At 67.9% G+C, this 19154-nt stretch carries 15 protein-coding genes and 1 pseudogene; 3 read left to right on the top strand and 13 right to left on the bottom strand.

Translation table 11 applies throughout. From position 1 onward, the window contains the following. Nucleotides 1-16 precede the first annotated feature (16 nt). From H7K45_RS14355 to H7K45_RS14315, 10 genes and pseudogenes are all read right to left on the bottom strand, one after another. The gene (locus tag H7K45_RS14355) at nucleotides 17-1603 is read right to left on the bottom strand and encodes an APC family permease (RefSeq protein WP_263996463.1); all 1587 of its coding nucleotides are present in this window, start codon (nucleotides 1601-1603) and stop codon (nucleotides 17-19) included. A 214-nt stretch (nucleotides 1604-1817) separates the two neighbouring features. Then, complete coding sequence (locus tag H7K45_RS14350; RefSeq protein WP_263996462.1) at nucleotides 1818-2477, bottom strand: ThuA domain-containing protein; 660 nt, start codon at nucleotides 2475-2477, stop codon at nucleotides 1818-1820. After that, complete coding sequence (locus H7K45_RS14345; RefSeq protein ID WP_263997010.1) at nucleotides 2474-3907, bottom strand: aspartate ammonia-lyase; 1434 nt, start codon at nucleotides 3905-3907, stop codon at nucleotides 2474-2476. The genes H7K45_RS14350 and H7K45_RS14345 overlap by 4 nt, the downstream gene beginning before the upstream one ends. An 11-nt stretch (nucleotides 3908-3918) precedes the next feature. Then, nucleotides 3919-4470 carry a VOC family protein gene (locus H7K45_RS14340; RefSeq protein WP_263996461.1) on the bottom strand — a complete coding sequence of 184 codons (552 nt, stop codon included), beginning with the start codon at nucleotides 4468-4470 and terminating at the stop codon, nucleotides 3919-3921. Between the two features lie 3 nt (nucleotides 4471-4473). Next, nucleotides 4474-5838: a histidinol dehydrogenase gene (gene hisD / locus H7K45_RS14335; protein ID WP_372512542.1), complete on the bottom strand. Its 1365-nt coding sequence runs from the start codon at nucleotides 5836-5838 to the stop codon at nucleotides 4474-4476. A 103-nt stretch (nucleotides 5839-5941) separates the two neighbouring features. Continuing rightward, a complete protein-coding gene (locus H7K45_RS14330) occupies nucleotides 5942-7153 on the bottom strand; it encodes an MFS transporter (protein ID WP_263996460.1) in 1212 nt (403 codons plus the stop codon). Further along, entirely contained in the window at nucleotides 7150-8745 is a 1596-nt protein-coding gene (locus H7K45_RS14325) for an oxidoreductase (RefSeq protein WP_263996459.1), read from the bottom strand. The genes H7K45_RS14330 and H7K45_RS14325 overlap by 4 nt, the downstream gene beginning before the upstream one ends. Nucleotides 8746-8804: 59 nt before the next feature. After that, nucleotides 8805-9032 (bottom strand): annotated as a pseudogene (locus H7K45_RS31685) (oxidoreductase); the annotation flags it as partial. 2 nt (nucleotides 9033-9034) lie between these two features. Next, complete coding sequence (locus H7K45_RS14320; RefSeq protein ID WP_263996458.1) at nucleotides 9035-10603, bottom strand: GMC oxidoreductase; 1569 nt, start codon at nucleotides 10601-10603, stop codon at nucleotides 9035-9037. 137 nt (nucleotides 10604-10740) lie between these two features. Beyond that, nucleotides 10741-12300: a PucR family transcriptional regulator gene (locus H7K45_RS14315; protein ID WP_263997008.1), complete on the bottom strand. Its 1560-nt coding sequence runs from the start codon at nucleotides 12298-12300 to the stop codon at nucleotides 10741-10743. A 159-nt stretch (nucleotides 12301-12459) separates the two neighbouring features. Between H7K45_RS14315 and H7K45_RS14310 the strand changes: the two genes are divergently transcribed. Then, nucleotides 12460-14244, top strand: coding sequence for a thiamine pyrophosphate-binding protein (locus H7K45_RS14310; RefSeq protein WP_263996457.1), 1785 nt, complete (start codon nucleotides 12460-12462; stop codon nucleotides 14242-14244). A 51-nt stretch (nucleotides 14245-14295) separates the two neighbouring features. Here the strand turns inward: H7K45_RS14310 and H7K45_RS14305 are convergent, their stop codons facing one another. Both H7K45_RS14305 and H7K45_RS14300 read right to left on the bottom strand, forming a co-directional pair. Next, complete coding sequence (locus H7K45_RS14305) at nucleotides 14296-15312, bottom strand: aldo/keto reductase (RefSeq protein ID WP_263996456.1); 1017 nt, start codon at nucleotides 15310-15312, stop codon at nucleotides 14296-14298. A 120-nt stretch (nucleotides 15313-15432) separates the two neighbouring features. Further along, nucleotides 15433-16149, bottom strand: coding sequence for an SDR family oxidoreductase (locus H7K45_RS14300; RefSeq protein ID WP_263996455.1), 717 nt, complete (start codon nucleotides 16147-16149; stop codon nucleotides 15433-15435). 70 nt (nucleotides 16150-16219) lie between these two features. Between H7K45_RS14300 and H7K45_RS14295 the strand changes: the two genes are divergently transcribed. Both H7K45_RS14295 and H7K45_RS14290 read left to right on the top strand, forming a co-directional pair. Next, nucleotides 16220-17095 carry a LysR family transcriptional regulator gene (locus H7K45_RS14295; RefSeq protein ID WP_263996454.1) on the top strand — a complete coding sequence of 292 codons (876 nt, stop codon included), beginning with the start codon at nucleotides 16220-16222 and terminating at the stop codon, nucleotides 17093-17095. 28 nt (nucleotides 17096-17123) lie between these two features. After that, the gene (locus tag H7K45_RS14290) at nucleotides 17124-17726 is read left to right on the top strand and encodes a GNAT family N-acetyltransferase (protein WP_263996453.1); all 603 of its coding nucleotides are present in this window, start codon (nucleotides 17124-17126) and stop codon (nucleotides 17724-17726) included. Here the strand turns inward: H7K45_RS14290 and H7K45_RS14285 are convergent. Continuing rightward, entirely contained in the window at nucleotides 17706-19154 is a 1449-nt protein-coding gene (locus H7K45_RS14285; protein ID WP_263996452.1) for a hypothetical protein, read from the bottom strand. The genes H7K45_RS14290 and H7K45_RS14285 overlap by 21 nt on opposite strands.

Below are 19154 nucleotides of genomic sequence, written 5' to 3'. Positions count from 1 at the left end.
GCCGACGGTCGTGCGACTATTCGACGGCCGTGGCCTGCCGGCTCGGCTCGGCCAGCGGCACCTGCTCGGCGGCCTGCGCCGTGTCGTGCTTGGCGCGGTGGTCCCGAAGGATGTCGGCGATCTCGACGGCGTCGCCCTCCGGGGCGCTCGAGTGCCGGTAGGGCTTGGCGACCACCATATAGACCAGACCCACACCCGCCACGATCAAGAATCCGATCAGGGCAATCCACCGGTCGAAGAAGGGCAGGCTGGTGTCCCCGTTGGGGCGGGCCAGCACGATCATCGACAGCACGCCGTAGACCAGCGCACCGATGTTGACCGGCCAACCCCACTTGCCCAGTGTCCACGGGCCACCTGGCTTCCAGCCCTTGGCCTTCGCGCGCAGCGACGCGACGACCACCATCTGAAAGGCGAAGTAGCCGGCCAAGATCTGGAAGGCCGCCACGCGAAACAGTGCGTCGGGCATGAAGTACAGCAGGACGAAGAGCACCAGCGGCACGGCGGTCACGATCAGAAGCGCGTTGAACGGCACCTTCTTGGCCGAGATCTTCTTGAAGATCGCGCTGCCGGGGAACATGTCGTCGCGGGCGAAGGAGAAGATCAGCCGGCTGCCCGCCGCCTGCTGTCCCATCACGCACGCCAAGAACGAGGTAAGGGCGATGACGAGGAAGACCTTCGTGCCTACGACGCCGAACGTGGCCGTCAGGATGGCGGTGATGGGGTTGGCCACCTCGCCGTCGACGATCTGTTGCAGGTTGGGTGCGGCCAAGATGTAACCGACGAAGGCGAATAGCGCTGCAACGCCGCCGAGTACGACGGTGAGCATCATCGACCGAGGGATCGACCGCGCTGGATTCGGGGTTTCCTCCGCGACCTCTCCACATGCTTCGAAGCCGTAGAACAAGACGAGGCCGACGATTGCGGCGGTGACGAAGGCGCCTAGGTAGCCGCCCTCTCCACCGGTGCCAAAGGTCTGGAACAGCACCGAGAAGTCGTTCTTGCGGGCGAAGATCAGAAGGTAGACACCAACCACGATGATGCCGGCGAGTTCGGCCGCCAGGCCGACCTTGGCGATCGTCGCGAGGGTCTTCGAGCCAGTCGAGTTGAGTGCCAGGCAGATCAGGATCACCACGGTGGCGACGATCAGCCGCTCCAGCGGGGTCGAGGAGATGTTGGAATCGGAACGTATCAGGGCCAGAACGAAGTCCGCGCTGAACATGGCGGTGGTGGTGCACCCGATGATGACACCCGCGATGTAGATCCACGACATGATCCATGCGTACTGCCCGTTCCACAGACGGCGCGCCCACTGGTACAGGCCGCCGGCGATCGGGAACTGCGAGACGATCTCACCGAAGGTCATGGCGACCAGAAGCTGGCCCCCCATGGCAATGACCAGCCACAGGATCGACGGCGGACCGGCCGTCGTAAGGGCCTGGGTGAACATCGACAGCACGCCGACGAGTGGGGACAGGTAGAGAAAGCCGAGCGCGAAGTTCGACCACAGGCCGATCTTTCGGTCGAAGTCTCCCTCGTACCCGAGGACGCGGAGGTGGGCGTCGTCGCCGGTGAGCGACTTACCCCCACCATGTGGTGTGGTCATCTTCTTCTCCTCGTGAATGGTTCGGCCGAAGTCGGCGAGTGACGGCTGCCACACCTGAAGTCTGATTGAACTGCGAGCCCGTCGACAGACTCACTCCGTGCAGCCCAACACTGGGTGGTTTCACGCCTTGCACAGGACGAGCTGCGGTTATGTTGCCCGGAGATGACGATGGCGGCGGACGTGTAACGTCCGCCGCCAGCCACCCGCCACCGGCTCAGTGTCGGGCCGCCCACGCGATGCCCTGCTTGGTCAGTCGGCGTACGTCCGCGCCAGCCAGGTCGGCCGTCGAGTGACCAATCGAGTGGTAGAACACCCGGCCCGCACCCCACTGCCTGACCCAGGCAACTGGGCTCGTAAGACCGTCGAGCCACGCGAGGTGCTGGCCGTCGAAGGTCGTCTCCGCGAGTACGCGATTGTTCGGGTCCACGCTCATGTAGTACTGCTCGGAGGCGACCTCGAAGTCGCCGACACCCTTGCTCGCGTCGTGGTTGCCGTCGACGATGCGGACTTGGTACGGATGCGGGAATCCCTCACCAGCCGGGTGGGCGAGGAAGTCACCGCCGAGCATCAGGTGGTACCGAAGGCTGGAACGAAAGGCCGCGGCTGCACCGTGCCAGGCTGCAATTCCCGTGCCTGCCTCCACGGCCGACAAGAGGTGATCCTCCTGGCTGTCGGAGAGGTCCTCGGTGGTGAGTGCATTGTTCCAACCGAGGATGATGAGGTCGTATCCGGTGAGGTCCCGGTCGAGGGTGAAGACGTCCTGAGACTCCTCGACGTCGAAACCGAGTTCGTCGGTGATTCCCTTGGTCCAGCCGGCGACGTCGTACGGGCTGTGCCCGGGCCAACCGCCGTAGAGGTAGAGCACGTTGGTCATCGCGGAGTGTTCCTTCCCGTCATGGTGAACAGCGGTTCGCGCGGTCCGATGAGCATGTCCGGCTGCAGCAGCGCGGCCACCTGCTCGGAGGACAGTAGCCTCTCGGCGACCACCAGATCGGGGATCGACCGGCCGCTGCGGAGCGCGTCCTTGGCGATCCTGGCCGACTCGGCATACCCGAGATACGGTGCCAGCGCAGTGATGACGCCGATCGAGTTGGTGACCGACTCGAGCAGCCGCTCTCGGTTGGCGGTGATGCCGAGGACGCATCGCCGAACCAGGGTGCGACACGCGGCCGCAAGATGGGACGACGAGGTGAACAGGCAGTGCGCGATCACCGGCTCGAAGGCGTTGAGCTGCAACTGCCCGCCTTCGGCCGCCATTGCAATGGTGACGTCGTTGCCGCAGACCTGGAACGCCACCTGGTTGACGACCTCGGGGATCACCGGGTTCACCTTGCCTGGCATGATGCTCGAACCCGCCTGCACGGCAGGCAGATTGATCTCGTTGAACCCCGACCGCGGGCCAGAGGACAGCAGTCGCAGATCGTTGCACACCTTGGACAGCTTGAGCGCGGTCCGCTTGAGCACCCCGGACACGGTCACGAACGCACCGACGTCCTGAGTGGCCTCGACGAGGTCGGGTGCCGTGGCGAGGTTGAAACCGGTGAGTTCGGACAGCCTGCCGCACACCAGCTTCGCGTAATTCGGATGGGAGTTGAGCCCGGTGCCGATCGCGGTGCCGCCGAGATTGATCTCGGCGACCAGCATCGCGGCTTCCCGCAGGCGTGCCGCGTCCTCTGCGACCATGACCGCGTAGGTGCCGAATTCCTGTCCCAGGGTCATCGGCACGGCGTCCTGCAGTTGCGTGCGCCCCATCTTGAGGACGTCGCGAAACTCGACGGCCTTGTCGCGGAACGCATCGGCGACCTCGAGCAGGGCCGCGTGCAGGTCGGCGAGTTGCACCTGAAGCGCGACCTTGACGGCGGTGGGGTAGACGTCGTTGGTGCTTTGGGATTGGTTGACGTGCTCGAGCGGGTGCAGCACCTCGTAGTCGCCCTTGGCCGCGCCCAGCACTTCCAGGCCACGATTGGCGATCACCTCGTTGGCGTTCATGTTCGTCGACGTGCCGGCACCGCCCTGTATCACGTCGACGGCGAAGCTCGAATGCAGTGCACCGGAACGGATTTCATTGCAGGAGGTGACGATGGCGTCGCACCGTGCGCGATCCAGCGTCCCGAGTTCGTGATTGGTCAGGGCGGCAGCCTGCTTGACCACCGCCAGTGCGTTCACGAAGTCTGGATGCGTCGACAGCGGGATTCCCGAGATGGGAAAGTTCTCCAGCGCCCGCAGCGTATGCACACCGTAGTAGGCGTCGGCGGGTACGGCGACGCTACCGAGCGAATCGTGTTCGAGGCGGACGGCGGACACCGCGTCGATCGTCACCGCCACGTCTCGCTGGGTGGCGCGACGTTGGCGCCCGGGAGCCCGTCGTAGAACCCACCGGAGCCGCAACTGGTCATTTCCAATTGCATGCCCCACGGGGTCTTGAAGTAGAACCATCGTTGGCCGGCCACCGGTGCGGAGGGGTCGACGTCGTTGGGCCCTTCTTGGACGACGACGCCGGGTATGGACGCGACGTAGGCGTGCGCCGCGTCGATGTCGTCGGCGTAGAACGCGAGATGGTGCCCGCCGGCGTCGCTGTTGCGTGGATGAGTCCCAATCTGGTCCAGGGATTGGTATTCGAACAGCTCGACGTTGTGATGCCGACCAAGCCGAACCATCGCCAAGCGGCACGTCGCCGCCGGGTCGACGTCGAGCCGGCGGCGCATGGCGTCACCCGACCCGTCGGCGAACGGGCCGTCGGTGAAGATCAGCTCGCCGCCGAAGTGCTCGACGAAGAACGCGACGGCCTCGTCGAGATGGGGGACGGTGTAGGCGACGTGGTCGACCGCCCGCATCGTGGGGACCCTGGGAACGGAAGTGTCAGTCACGAGCTAATCCTCCGCCGCGGCCGACGCCGCCGTCCGGCGAAGACCGTGATCGGACCACGGCAGGTCGTCGCCGCCGTACTTGGCTGCGCGGACGTCGGCGCTGCGGGCATGTCCCTCGAAGTTCTCCAGGCGAGCTGCTCGGGCACTGATGCGACCCATCTCGGCGGCGGCGGCGTCGTCGGTGATCTCCTGGTAGGTGACGGTCTTGAGGAACTTGCCGACCCACAATCCACCGGTGTAGCGGGCGGCACCGAGGGTGGGAAGCACGTGGTTCGTGCCGATTGCCTTGTCCCCGAAGGACACACAGGTCCTCTCACCGAGGAAGAGGGCGCCGTAGTCGCGCATCTGCTCCAGTGCCCGGCGTGGCTCGTTGGTGAGGATCTGCACGTGTTCGCTCGCGTAGTGGTCGGCGAGGGCGAACGCGTCGTCCATGTCGTCGACGAGGAGCACCTCGCCGTGGTTCTGCCACGACACCGCGGCGATGCCGTTGGTTGGCAAGTTGGACAGCTGACGGTCGACTTCCGCGACGGTCTCGCGCGCTACCCGCTCGGAGGTGGTGACCAAGACGACCGGCGAGTCAGGTCCGTGCTCGGCCTGGCTGAGCAGATCGGCGGCGACGACGAAGGGGTCTGCGGTGTCGTCGGCGACGATGAGCACCTCGGTGGGCCCTGCGAACAGGTCGATGCCCACCTCGCCGAAGAGTTGCCGCTTCGCCTCTGCCACATAGGCGTTCCCTGGTCCCGTCAGGAGGTTGACGGGGTCGATCGTCTCCGTGCCGAGCGCCAGCGCGCCGATGGCCTGGACGCCGCCGAGTACGTAGATTTCGTCGGCGCCGGCGAGGTGCATGGCCGCGACGCTGATTGGCGGCGGTGCACCGACGTTCGGCGGCGTGGTGGCCGCCACCCGTTGCACCCCGGCGACCTTCGCGGTCACGACCGTCATGTGTGCCGACGCGGTCAGGGGGTAGCGGCCACCGGGCACGTACGCGCCGGAGGCGGTCACCGGAACGTGGCGGTGGCCCAACGTGACGCCCGGCATCGTCTCGATTTCGACGTCCAGCATCGAATCACGTTGCGCCTGCGCGAAGTTGCGCACCTGGCGCTGGACGAATCGCAGGTCGTCGACGACGGTGGTCGGCAAGCCCCTGACGATGTCGGCGACCTGCGCCTCGCCGAGCCGAAACGACGGGGGCGTCCAGCGGTCGAACTCCTCGGAGTACTTGGCCACGGCCGCGTCCCCGTGGGACCGGATGTCGTCCAGCACCCGTGCCACCACGTCGACCACCGCCGGATTGCTCTTGTGGGGCGTACCGCTCGAGGCCGCCACCGCCGCCTTGACGACGACGGGGGCCTTCGAATTGACCGACACGATGGTTCTCCTCGCACTGCAGGCGTTGGTGATGACGCGTCGGCGGCGGTGTTCCCGCGCGACGTGCCTCCAGTCTGTGCGGTGGGCGCGAGCGGCTACAGACTCACTTTGTGCAAGGATCGGACGAACCGCTGCGCAGTTTCGCAGTCATGGCCGGCGCCTCGTCACTGCCGACCGCACGTGCACCCAGGGCTGCCATCGCCACCGCGACCAGCGGCAGCAGCAGGGCGAGGTTCAACGTCACCAACTCCGAGAGCCATCCGATCAAGGCCGGGCCGGCGAGGAGGGCGACGTATCCGCAGCCGACCACGCGGGAGAAGTCGGTGCCGGTAGCCCCGGCCACGTTTCCCGCCGCGGTGAACACCTGCGGCAGAGTCCCGGACAGGCCGAGACCGAAGATCACCCAGCCCACCATCGTCAGAGGGAGCACGGGCGAGACGATGACGATGCCAATTCCGAGCACGGCCGCCGCGCCGCCGTAGCGGACCACCCAGACGGGGCCCTTCCTGCCGCTGACCAGGTCCGCGGTGAACCGACCGACCGTCATCGCGGTGACGAACCCGCCGAATACGAGGGCACCAAGGGAATTGGAGACTGCCAACCGCTCTTGAGCGTGCAGACTGCTCCAGTCCATCGCGCACCCCTCGGAGAGCAGGAGCAGGAATGCCAGCGCTCCGAGCAGCACGAGGCGGCGGCGCTTGCTCGTCGCCGGGACCGGGCCCCCTTCCGCGATCGCACCGACACCCGTTCGCGGATCCTCTCGAACGAAGAGCAGATTCGGTGCGACGATCAGCACCAGCAGCAGGCAGCCGCCGGACATGACCACGGTGGTCGACGGCAGGCTCCACTCGGCCGCCAGCGTGCCCGCGCCGATCAAGGAGCCGACGACGCTTCCGACGGAGAACACGGCGTGGAACGCCGACATGATCGGCGTACCGACTCGCTTCTCGACGGCGACTGCGCGCGCGTTCATCGCGACGTCGGTGATGCCCGTCGCGCCGCCGAAGATCAGCAGGGCGGCGCCCAGCATCGGGGGCGTCGGCGCGTTGAGGGGAAGCGCCAGAGTCGCAGCCATGGCTGCCACGCCGACGAGCGCGACCCGCGCGCTACCCCACCGGTTGATCAGCGGGCCGCACGCCTGCATGCCCACCAATGCCCCGGCGCCGTGCATGAGCAGCAACGTGCCCAGCGTGCCCGTCGACACCCCGGTGCGTTCCTGGACGGACGGGATGTGCACGGCCCAGGTGGAGATGCACAGTCCGAAGACGGCGAAGACCACGAAGACCGCGGTGCGGGACCACTTCAGTGACGTCACGCGTCGGCGAGTACCCGCCGCGCGACGCGTTCTCCCTCGTGCACGGCCTCCATCATGGTCCTACTGGCCACCGCGTCGCCAATTCGCTCCACCGGCGCGCCAAGACGCTTGAGTGCGAAGTAGAGCTCCGTGACCGGGCGGTGCCATCCGGCGAGCACGACGGTGTCGACGCCGCCAAGCATCCCGGGCGTACCCCTCTCCACGACGTCGAGCCTCGGGCCGTTCACGCCGGTAAGGGTGGTGAACGGGTGGGTGATGATGCCGGAGCGGTGAATTCGCGGCACGGCCAGGTTGGCGGTGAACGCGCCGAGCTTGCTCCCGACGTACGGCAGCGGCGTGAGGAAGTCGACGTGGTGTCCGGCGCCGGCGAATTGCAGAGCCAAGCCAATGCCCTTCCACCCGCCCTCACCGTCGTCGACGACGGCCACGTGCCGCCCGACGGGTGCGCCGTCCTCGAGGACGTCCCACGTCGTGAGCACGTGATCCTGGTCGAGGCCCGGGGTGACGGCGATGCCTTGGGCCAGGTTCCCGACGATGTCCGAGCCGGGCGCCGAACCCGTGGCCACGATGACGTGGTCGGGCCGCAGGGCCATGACCTCGTCTGCCGTCGGCGCCCAGCTCAATCGGACGTCGACGCCGTACTTGGCGGTCATCGCGTCGAGATGGTCGACGACACCGCCGATCTCGCCTCTACCCGCGATCGCGGCGGCGATGCGCAACTGCCCGCCGGTGCGGGAGCGCCGCTCGACCAGGATGACCTCGTGACCTTGGCGAGCGGCCGTTTCAGCCGCCTTGAGACCCGCGGGTCCGGCGCCGATCACGACCACTCGCCGTCGCACGGTGGCCGTGCGCAGGGTGCCGATGCCCAATTCGAGTTCGTAGCCCGCAGCGGGATTGTGGACGCACGACGAGTGGGTCACGGCAAAGAGTCGGTCGATGCAGCCCTGGTTGCAGCCGATGCACGGCCGGATCTCGTCGAGTCGGCCCTCGGCGATCTTGGCGACCGTCTCCGGGTCGGCGATGTGCTGTCGGGTCATCGCCACCAGGTCGGCGTGTCCGAGGGCAAGCACCTCGGCTGCGTCGTGCGGGTCGTTGATCCGTCCGACGGCGATGACGGGCACGTCCACCACCGCCTTCACCGCGGCGGCGAGGCCCTCCCACAACCGCTTGGGATGCTGCATGTCCGGGACGTTCTGATGAGCTTCGTGATACGTGGCCGCCTTCACGCACACGTAGTCGATCTTGCCCGTGGCCGTGATGCTCCGGGCGATCAGTTGGGCGTCGGAGACCTCGAGTCCGCCGGGGCTGAAGTCGTGGCCCTGCAAGTTGATGCCGACCAGGAAGCCCGGCCCGACTTCGTCGCGGACGGCGTCGACGACCCGGTGCACGATGCGCATCCGGTTCTCGAGCGTGCCGCCGTACTCGTCGGTACGGTGATTGGAGAACGGTGAGAGGAACGACGCGAGCAGATATCCGCCGTAGCCCGAGTGGATTTCGACGCCGTCCATGCCGCCCTGTTTGGCGTGCCGGGCGCCGATCGCGTGGGCCGCGACGATTTCGTCGACGTCCTCGGCCTCCATCTCCTTGGGCATCTCGAGGTTGAACGGGCAGGGCGTGTTCGACGGACCCCACAGCGCACGTTCGGTGAACGTCGAATGCCCCTGTCGGTGGGATGGATCTGCGGGAACGCCATGCCGATCAGTCCGACTCCCCCGATGGCACGCTCGCGGTAGTAGGCGACGTGCTGATCGGTGGGCAGGTAGTCCTTCGCCATCCCGGTGCCGTGGCCGGTCATCACCACGCGGTTGCGGATCTCGACCGTACCGAGGGTGATGGGCTCGAACAGCTGCGCAAGAGAGGCAACGGCCGGCGTCGTCACGCTCACGTGGTCAGCGCCCCCGAATGCCCCAGCCGCAGCGCCAGAGCGGCCACGGTGATGGCCGGGTTGACCGCGGCCGAGGACGGGAACGGCGAGCTGTCGGCGATCCAAAGGTTGTCGACGTCATGGGCCTTGAGGTCGGCGTCGACGACGCTGGAGGCGGAATCGATGCCCATTCGGGCGGTACCGCACTGGTGTGAGGTGGCCTCGACGCCGAGGCTACGGGTCAAGACGACGGGGAAGCCGGCCTTGCGGACGACCTTCTTCATCCGTCTGATCAGCTCGTGATGCGAGGCCAGGTTGGTCTCCCGGCGAGTGACCGTGACGTTCCCGGCTCGGTCGAGCCCGATCCTGTTCTCCGACAACGGAAGATCTTCGGTCTGGATGAACATGTCAAGCGTGTACTTGGTGACCTCGTCGAGGATCGACATCGGCACCCAGGGCTTGCCCTGCTTGGCCTGCTGCCCGTGCAGCTTGCCAAGACCCTGGACGTTGCCGAGCGGGAAGGGGGTCGACGGACCCGCCGAGTACCAGTCGTTGATGCCGATCGTCTTCTGGTAGACGGCCTCGTTCTTGTGCCGCGGGTCGACGGCGAGGAAGAACGTCGTCACGTGGGCCATGTAGTTGCGCCCGACCTGGTCCGACGAATTGGCCAGTCCGCCAGGGTGCGAGCCCGACGTCGAGCGCAGCAGCAGCGCCGCGGTATTGGCGGCCCCGCACGCGACGACGAAACGCTCTGCGCGTACCTCGATTTCGCGTCCGCCTGCGTGTCGAATCCTGGCGGCCGTGACCCGTCGGCCGGACTCGTCGGTGTCCAGCCGCAGCACCTCGGCGTTGGTCAGCAGTTCCACGTTGCGCGAGGTGGCTCGAAGCGCCGGCCGAACGGCGGCGACGTCGGCGTCGCCTTTCGCGTCCACCATGCAGGCGAACGAATCGCACGTCTCGCACAGGACGCAGCCCCCGCCGGGGCGCCAGTCGACCGACTGCGGAGCCGCGAAGGGGTGCAGGCCCTGCCGTCGAGCGCTCTCGACCAGCCTGGCCATGGCGCCCTCGTGCGGAATGCCAGGGAAGGGGTAGTCCGCCGAACGCCAGGGATCGGTGGGATCCTCGCCCTTGTTGCCGTGCACCCAGAACATGTTCTCGGCCTCGGTGTAGTGGGGTTCGAGGTCGGCGTACCCGATGGGCCAGGCGGGCGAGACACCGTCGACGTGGTGCACGGCGCCGAAGTCGCTCTCCCGGAAGCGCGGCAAGGTTGCGCCGTAGAGCTTCGTGCTGCCGCCGACGTAGTGGTAGTTGCCAGGGACGAACTCCTTACCCGCGACGGTGTCGTACCAGGGCGCCGAGTTCTTGTAGCGGCCCTCGGTGTGAACGGCGTCGAATGACCAGTTCTCCCGCTCGACGGGCAGGAAGTCGCCCTGCTCGACGATGAGGACGCGCACGCCGCTGTCGCGCAGGGCGTAGGCAAGGGTGCCACCACCCATGCCCGAACCTATGACGGCGACGTCGGTGTGGATGACTTCGGGCGGATCGGTGACGATCTGCGACTGGAGTGCAGCCAAGGCAGCGGACACGGGAAACTCCTCCGGGCTGAGAGGACGGCTGGACGCCCCGACGGGCGGCTACGTCCAATGTAGGAAGGCCGCGCGATCGAAACGAGGCGCACAGTGGGCAGAGCCTGCGGCAACGGTGTTCACATAGTGTGCAACCCTCAGCGAGAGTCCTGGCGCTGCAACAGGTCGTGCCCGCGCACCGCGAAGATGAGTGCCTGCCGAGTGTCGGGATCGTCGAGCGGCCGACCCAGCAAGCTGGTGATCCGTTCGAGTCGGTAGTAGAGGGTGCGGCGTTGAACGAAGAGCTGTTGGGCGGCGTGCGACTTGTTGCCGTCGCACGACAAATACGTACGCAGGGTGGGCAGCAGTGGGTTGGTCGCGTTGGCGTCGTGCTTGAGCAGGGGCCCCAGCTCGTCCTCGATGTACCGGGCCAGCTCCGGACCGCCCGCCAGGGAGGCGAGCAGTCGCAACACACCTAGGTCGTCGAACCGGTGCACTGCCTTGTCCGGCTTCGCCACTGCGACCGACGCCGCGCTCCTGGCCTGCTCCACGGCGGTGGGGAGTTGGTTCGCGCTCACGGGCCGGCTGATGCCGGCCCGAACGTTCAACGCGGTGAGGCGTTCGACGACGCGCTTCTCCGACCCGTTGCGGGTCAGGCCCATGATGACCAGCGTGTGCTCCCCCAGATCGGCGACGACGGCCGGCAAGTGCAGCGTCCGGCACATCTCCTCCATCGCGTCGTCGCTGGTGGGTCCGGCAGGCGTCTCCTTGCAGACGAAGACCGCGACCAGTGGGCGGTCCCGCAGGTCGCGCCCGATGCGTAGCGCTCGCGTGACGAACGAGTCCCCGGAAATGTCACCGAGGAGTAGGCGGCTGACCAAGGCGTTCTGCCGTTGAGCCGACTTCGCACCACTCTCACGGGCGCCGAGCAGGGCGATGGCAATGCCGTCGGTCGCGCGGTCGAGCGCGTATCCCGCTGTGCCGGCTACGGATTGGCCGTCATGCAAGACGTGCAGCCATCCCCAGCGCTCGCCACGCAGCACGACCGCCCGCCTGGTGCAGTTGCGCGCGTCGTTCGCCGAGTGCAGGTCGCCTCCGACGACGTCGTGCTCGATGCGCGAGTGGTGTTCCCATTCCGACAGGATCTGATCACCGGTCGGTGAGGCTCCCGAATAGGCGACTATTTGCCGCGTCGCATCCTCCAGGACGACGGGTTGGCCGACCTCGTCGGCGAGCGCATCGGTGAACGTCACCGGGTCGCGGCCCGCCAGCAGAAGCTGCATGAAGGTGGCGTTGAGCCGTTCGTAGGCGCTGAGATCCAGAACGCGTTGGTCGACGATCGATTCGTGCACTTGAGCCGAGACGGCGACGAACGGCACTTCGCCGTCGAGGCCGACCAGTGGGAAGTTGCGTTCCCTGGCCGCCTCCACTAGCGCTTCGGGCATCTCCGAGAATGCCCGTCCGCTCAGCTCGATCACGAGCACGGCGGCGTCGGCATCGGCGATGTCGGCGATGTACTTGCGCTGGCGTTCCGGGGTCGAACCGATGCCGAGACCGGCCGTCAGCAACATCTCTCCGCCGCTGAGAAACTTTGCGATGTCGGCAATCTCAGTGGGATGGACCCACCGGATGGCGCGCCCGAGACTGCTCTGCCCTGCGTACACTTCGTACGCAACGCGACTGAACACCTCGAGGCGCAGAGCTGCCTCGACGGTCATGGCCACGGCAGCCCTCCCCTCACTGGACACACTGTGCAGCGAAATCGGGATCTGCTGCGCAAAACGAGTCTAACGACGTATGTCGGGAATGGGCACAATCGACGGTAACGCTTCGTCAACACGTGAGGTCACGCGACCTCGTCACGAAAGGACAGTCGCATGCCACGGTTGAACGGTGGGCAGGTCATCGCCCGCATCCTCAAGGAGTACGGCGTTCCTTACGTGGCAGGCATTCCCGGCCATGGCATTTGGGGCCTGATGGACGCCTTCAACGAGGACGAGTCGAAGATCCCGTTCATTCAGACCTACCACGAGCAGAGCGCAGTGCACCTGGCCGACGGTTTCTACCGGGTGTCGGGTACCCCGATGGCGGCAGTCACCTCGATCGGCGCTGGCGCGTCCAATACCGTGCTGGGCCTTGCGACGGCCTACAGCGACTCCACCAGCGTCTTGGTGATCACCGGCGGTCCGCCGCGCCACATGCGAGGGCGCGGGGTACTCCAGGAGCTAGAACGCCAGAAGGACAACGGATTTCCTCAGGTCGCCGAAGCGGTATCCAAGCGAAGTTGGGTCGCCAACAGCATCGAAGATCTGCCCTTCATCCTGCACAGGGCGTTCAGCACCATGCTCACCGGGCGGCGGGGACCCGCGCACATCGAGGTGCCGTGGGATCTGCATGCCGAGACCGCCGAGGTCAACTTCCACGATCTGGCGCGTCGACTACCGGTCGGCCTGCAATACCCCGATCCCGAGGCCATCGAGCGAGCCGTCGACCTGCTGGCGACGGCCAAGCGACCCGTGATCGTCGTGGGCGGCGGCGCCATCAGCGCCAACGCCACCGACGAGGTACGGGCGCTCGCCGAGGGTCTCGACATTCCCGTGGTGACCACCTGGAACGGCAAGAGTGCCTTTCCCGAGGATCACGACCTCTTCATCGGAAGCGTCGGCCAGACCGGCACCATCCATGGGAATCACCTTGCCGCCAATGCCGACGTCGTGGTGTCGGTCGGCTGCCGTTTCACCGACTGGTCGTCATCGAGTTACGCCAAGGGTCAGTCGTTTTCGTTCCCGCCTGCCAAACTCATCCACGTCGACATCGACCCGCACGAGATCGGAAAGATCTACCCCGCGGAGGTCGGCATCCTCTCCGACGCCAAGCCGGCGGTGGCCGCCATCGTGGCCTCGCTGCCCGCCAAGCCGGACCGCAGCGAATACCTCGCCGAGGTCGCCGAACGCAAGGCGGAATGGGAGGGCGAGCTCGCCACCCGTCGCGATACCGATCGCTTTCCGTTCACGTTGCAGCGGCCGCTCGGAGCGTTGCGTCAGGTGATGGACCGTAGCGGCATCGTGTTGGCGGGGTCTGGCAACACCCAGGGTGCCGTCAAGCAGACATTCCCCGTCTACGAGCCACGGACCCACCTCACCACGGGTGGGTTCTCCTCGATGGGGTGGCCGGTGCCGGCCGCGCTCGGCGCGAAGCTCGCTGCCCCCGAGCGACAGGTCGCCTGCATCACCGGTGACGGTGACTTCCTGATGACGGCCCAAGAGATTGGGGTGGCGATTCAGCACGACATCGCCGTGGTGTTCGTGGTGCAGGACAATTCGGGCTACATCTCGATCCGCGGCGGTCAGCGCAACGCAACCGACCGCATCATCGGCACCGAGTTCAACCGACCGGACGGCACTCCCTACAGTCCCAGTTTCCAAAGCCTGGGCAAGGCGTTCGGCTTGGAGTCGTTCCGCGTGGAATCTGCATCGGACCTGGAGCCGACGTTCAAGCGTGCCTTCGACGCCAAGGCACCCGTGCTGGTGGAGATTCCCACGGATCGGGACCTCGCGAGCCCCTTCGTTCCGGGCTGGCTGGACTTCCCTCCGCTGCCACACATCACGGACGAGCGCGCCGCGGAATACCGTGCGCGGCGAACCAGCGAGCAGCACCAGTAACGCCGGTCGTCGCCCCCGTCGCCAGGACGGCGTCGGGGGCCGTGACGTCACCTAGACCGGCGTCGGTGCGTCGTCGCGAAGAAGGTTCGCGTCCCGAAGGGCCTGCCACAGGTCCTGCGGCACATCGGTTGCGGCCAACTCTGCGTTGCGCTGCTGCTGCTGCTCGTTGCGGGAGCCGACGCACACGCTCGTCACGACTGGATGGGCGTAGGCGAACTGCAGCGCAACGGCCGGGAGTTCGACGTCGAATGAAGCACAGACATCCTGCAGGGCAACCACTTTGGACATGACATTCGTCGGCGCCGCGGCATAGTCGAAGCGCGCGTCACGGACTGGCCCCTTCGCCAAGATTCCGCTGTTGTAGGCACCACCGAGGACGATGCCGACGCCGCGCTCCTCGCACAGGGGAAACAGCGTGTCGAGTGGCTCCTGCTCCAGCAGCGTGTACCGGCCGGCCAGCAGACAGAGATCGACGTCGACGGCCTTGACCGCGTCGATCATGACGTCGGTCTCGTTCACGCCAAATCCGATGGCCGTGACGACCCCTTGGTCACGCAGCGATTCCAACGCCGGAAAGCCGCTGACGACCGCTTGCCGAAAGTACTCGGGTTGAGACGAGCCGTGTGTGTAGCGGTCGCAGTCGTGGACGAAGAGCGCGTCGAGATGGTCGACGAGCATCCGCTGCATGCTTTGTTCGACCGCACGCATCACGCCGTCGTAGGAGTAGTCGAAATCGACCGCCATCGACGGCAACTCCACGTACTGCCCGTTCGAGGTCGCAGCGCCCCGCCTCGGGGTCACGGTCCTGCCCACCTTGGTCGAGAGCAGGAAGTCGGTCCTGTCGCGTCGACGCAGTGCGTGACCGAGCCGGTACTCGCTCAACCCGTTGCCGTAGCCAGGCGCGGTGTCGAAGTAGCGGACGCCATGACCCCAGGACTGGTCGACGTGTCGGCGCGCCTCGTCGTCGGTGACGGTCCCGTTGAAGTTGCCGATCGGTGCACCGCCGTAGCCAATGGCGCTGAACTGCAGGCCGGTTCGCCGATGTGTGCGGACGTCCGACGTCTTCATGGTCTCCCCGTTCCGGCGTCGTTGCGCGGCGCATCGTCGTTGACTCGAGCGTAGGAAGCCATCCCGAGGCTGGGGGGACGCACGATGGGCAACGGTTCGCGCCGTCGCTGCACGGTCTGATCACACCAGCAGGATGCCGCCCTCGACGGTGAGCACCGTGCCGGTGCTGAACTCCTGCTCCATGCAGTAGACGTAGGCCCGCGCGACGTCGGCCACTTCGCCGACACGTCCGAGTGGTACCCGTCGAGCGTCTTCGTCGTAGAGTTCCTGACGCTCGGCCTCGGGCACGGCGTCCCACAGCGGGGTGCGGATCAGTCCCGGGGCGACGGCGTTGACCCGGATGGGTGCGAGCTCCACCGCCAGGGCGGCGGTCATGGCGTTCATCGCACCGCACAGACTGGAGGGCAGGACACCGTAGCCCGGACTCCACGCGGCCGTGCCGCTGGTGAGCGTGATCGAGCCACCGGCGCGTAGCCGAGGCCCGAACACCCGGACCGCACTGAGGGCGCCGATGAAGCGGGTCGACAGGAAGCCCACGACCGCGTCGGGCGTCAGGTCGGCCAACGCCGACATCTCGAGGGGCTCACCGGCGGTGTAGACCAGGTGATCCACCTCGCCGACCTCGTCGACGAGCCGGTCGAGTGCCCCCGGGTCGGCGAGGTCGACGGTGGTGCCGCGGGCGCCGGCGGGGAGTTCGGCCAGGGCCCGGTCGACGCTGGAGCGGCGCCGGGACGCGACGATCACGGTGGCACCCCGGTCGGCCACCGCACGGGCGACGCCCAGACCGATTCCCGAGGTGCCGCCGATGACGAGGACGGTCGTGTTCTGCACGGTCATGGCTCCACGCTCCACCGGTCGCGGTCGTCCGTCCAAGACTCTTTCCGTCGCCTGGCGATACCCTGACGGTATGAGCGCTCCAGATCTCGACTTGCGCAAGCTGCGCTACTTCGTGGCCGTCGCCGAGGAGCTCAACTTCGGGCGCGCCGCCAAGCGCCTTCACATCGCCCAGCCGGTGCTGTCGCGCCAAATTCGAGCCCTGGAAGACGACCTCGGCTTTCGGCTGCTGACCCGTGACACCCGTGGCGCCACCCTCACCGACGTGGGCAGCCAGCTGCTGCAGGATGCCCGCTTCCTGCTGTCGGAGTCGACGGCGTTGCGCGAGAGGCTGTCTCGGGCCGCCACACCCACACGGGTCGTGCGGGTCGGCGTGATGCCTGGACTGTTGGCGACCGCTGCCGTGCGGACCTTCGAACGGGCACACCCGGCCCACCGCGCGGAGGTCGTCGCGATCGGGGCGCCCGAACAGTTGGAGTCGGTGCGCAACCGCACGCTCGACGTGGTCTACGCCCGTGAGCCCGTCGACCATCGCGGGCTCGGCACCGCCGCGCTCTTGGAGGAACCACGGGTCGCACTGCTACCCGCCGACGACCCCTTGGCCCGCCGGGAGACGCTCCGGTTGTCGGAGCTGGCGTCGCACCGCCCACTGCAGGATCCGGCCATCGTGCCGGAGTGGTACGCCGTCGCGACGCCCGAACTCCGGCGTGCCACGCACCGCGTCGCGTCCACCATGGAGGAGAAGCTCGAGCGCGTCGCCGCGCACGAGGGGTTCGCGATCCTGCCGCGGTCGGCGACGGCGTTCTACCGGCGGCCCGACGTGTGCGTCGTGCCGATCGAGGACATCCCGCCCGGCCGCGTCACGCTGATCTGGCACGCCGCCACCGCGGATCCCGTGCGCGACGAGTTCGTCGAGGCGGCGCTGGCCTGCCGCGATCAGACGGTCTAGGCGCGCGACCACGAGCGAAGATGGTCGGGTGCCCAGCTCGTTCCCGCCCGCCCTGCCGACGGGCTCGTTCTCCTCGTCGGAGCACCCGCGGCTCACCGTCGACGAGAGCGCCGTCATGAGACCGTGGCTCCCCGACGACGCCGCCGCGCTGGTCGCGGCCTTCGACGATCCGGCGATCCGGCAGTGGCACGTCAGCCGGGCCGACACCGAAGACGAAGCGCGCGAACTGATCACGCGCTGGCGGCGGGGTTGGGCCGCCGAGTCCGAGTTCAACTGGGCGATCGTCGGAGCCGACGACACCCTGCTGGGCCGCATCGCCCTCAAGGGCGTCGACCTGTTCGACGCCGCGGCCGAGGTCGCCTACTGGACGTGTGCCGCCTCGCGCGGGCGCGGACTGTGCACCCGCGCCGTGCTCGCCCTGTCGGCGTGGGCCTTCACCGACGCCGGCTTCCATCGCTTGCAGCTGCACCACTCGACGCGCAACGTGGCGTCGTGCCGGGTGGCGACCAAGGCCGGGTTCCGCGACGAGGGCACGCGCCGCGGTGCGGCGTTGCACGTCGACGGGTTTCACGACATGCACGCCCACGCCCGCCTCAGGAGTGACACCGCCCTACTCGCCGACCTGGGGTAGCTCGTCGGCCGCGATCTCGCACGGCGTCCGGGCCCCGTCGTCGGCGAGCGGCTCCGCGGCGACGGCCGGCGGTGGTTCGGGCGGCGGTGGTTCGGGCGGCGGTGGCACCGGATCGGGGACCGCATCGGGTTCCGCGGGCACGCCCTCGCCCTCCGCGATGGCAACCTCCTCGGACGGCGGAGCCTCGAGCTCGTCGTCGGCGAGCACGTCGTCGGGGGCGCCGTCGTCCTCGTCCTCGTCATCCGGATCGTCATCCGGGTCCTCTTCCGGATCGTCCTCCGGTCCGTTGCCGTCGCCTTCGGGGTCTCCGCCGGCCAGATCGTCGTCCAGATCGGTTGTCTCGTCCGGTGTCTCGCCAACACCGCCGTCGGACGAGCCGAGTAGCCCTTTGATCAGGTCCGCCAGCTGTTGCCCAAGACCCCCGACCCCCCCGAAGCCGGAACCCATGCCGCCGCCGGAGCCCATCGATCCCGCCGACCCCGGCGGGAGACCGCCTGCACCGAGATCGCCCGACGGTGGCATTGAAGGTGGTTGCGCCGCAACGGGTGTCGTGCCCGGTGGCGCGGCCGACGCCTCGGGGCCCGACCATGCCGCCTCGGGGCCCGACCATGGCGCGGCACCGAAAGGTGCCGACCCGGCGGCGGCCGCGGGAACGGTGTGGACCGGTGTCTGATGCGTCCGGACGGCGGACGCCAGGACGGGTTCCGGCGTGACCGCGGCGACCCCGTCGACCCGCGGGCCGAGGACGCCGGGCACTGCGAACACGACGGTCGGCGAGGCCGTCGCGGCGATCGCCGCGTCGTAGGCCGCGTCGACCGCGGCCGCAGCCTCGCGCATCGCCGCCACCCAGCCCGAGGCCACGGTCAGCTCGACGAACGGTCTGACCCGTTGGTCGACCAGCTCGCTGGCCGCCGCCACGTCCCCTCCGCCGGTGGTCACCGTCGTGGCGGCGGCCAACCACTCACCGCGCTGCGGGCGCTGCCCGTCGTCGACGGTCTGCGTGGCGCGCACCTTCGCGTCGACGGCCCGCCACAGCGAATCTCGCAGCGTCGCCGTGGCATTGGCGGCCGCTCGCACCGCAGCACTGACGACCGTCGCGGACTGGATGCTGCGCCACAGGAATTCGCGCGCTGCCGCCGCGCCCCGGCCCGACCACGCCGCGTCGAGGTCGGTCATCAGGTCGACCTGCATGCCGACCGCGTCCTCGGCGGCCGCGGCGGCGGCCAACAGCGCACCGTGGTCGGCGTCCAGCGCGCGAAGGTCCAGACCGTCCTCGCTGCCGTACCACTCGCGCGCCTGCGCGGGGTACGTCGTCAAGTCCCGGTGGTGGTAGCCCAGGCGTTGGGCGGCCGCCACGTACTCCTCGATGTCGGCGACCGTGGGGGAACCCTCCGCAAGGCGGCCCGCGACGTCGTACGCGTCGGCCAT

The organism is Mycobacterium yunnanensis, from assembly GCF_025823185.1.
Taxonomy (GTDB): Bacteria; Actinomycetota; Actinomycetes; order Mycobacteriales; family Mycobacteriaceae; genus Mycobacterium; species Mycobacterium yunnanensis.
The sequence above is the reverse complement of the archived record's forward strand: the minus strand, read 5'-3'. Positions and strand labels throughout refer to the sequence as shown.